General features: G+C 67.6%; 1 protein-coding gene. It reads right to left on the reverse strand.

Features of this window, described 5'->3' with window-relative positions:
• A partial coding sequence (locus IE217_RS34390) for a flavodoxin-dependent (E)-4-hydroxy-3-methylbut-2-enyl-diphosphate synthase (RefSeq protein ID WP_190181883.1) occupies positions 1 to 584 on the reverse strand: 584 nt, incomplete at both ends.

The raw sequence follows: 584 nt of genomic DNA on the forward strand, positions 1-584 counted from the left end.
CTTGATCGTCCCCTGGAACGCCGGACCCGCCTCCGTGACCCCCAGGTGCAGCGGATACTCGCACCGCTCGGCAAGCTGCCGGTAGGCCTCGACCATCACCACCGGATCGTTGTGCTTGACCGAGATCTTGATGTCCCGGAAGTCGTGCTCCTCGAACAGCGACGCCTCCCACAGCGCCGACTCCACCAGCGCCTCCGGCGTGGCCCTGCCGTACTTCTGCAGCAGCCGCCTGTCCAGCGACCCGGCGTTCACCCCGATCCGCACCGGCGTGCCATGGTCCTTCGCCGCCCGGGCGATCTCCTTGACCTGGTCGTCGAACTTCTTGATGTTGCCCGGGTTCACCCGCACCGCCGCACAGCCCGCCTCGATCGCCGCGAACACGTACTTCGGCTGGAAATGGATGTCCGCGATCACCGGGATCTGCGACTTGCGGGCGATCGTCGCCAGCGCGTCCGCGTCGTCCTGCGTCGGACACGCCACCCGCACGATCTGACACCCCGACGCGGTCAACTCCGCGATCTGCTGCAACGTCGCGCCGACATCCGACGTACGCGTCGTCGTCATCGACTGCACCGACACCGGCG

This window comes from Streptomyces naganishii JCM 4654 (assembly GCF_014650575.1).
Classification (GTDB): domain Bacteria; phylum Actinomycetota; class Actinomycetes; order Streptomycetales; family Streptomycetaceae; genus Streptomyces; species Streptomyces naganishii.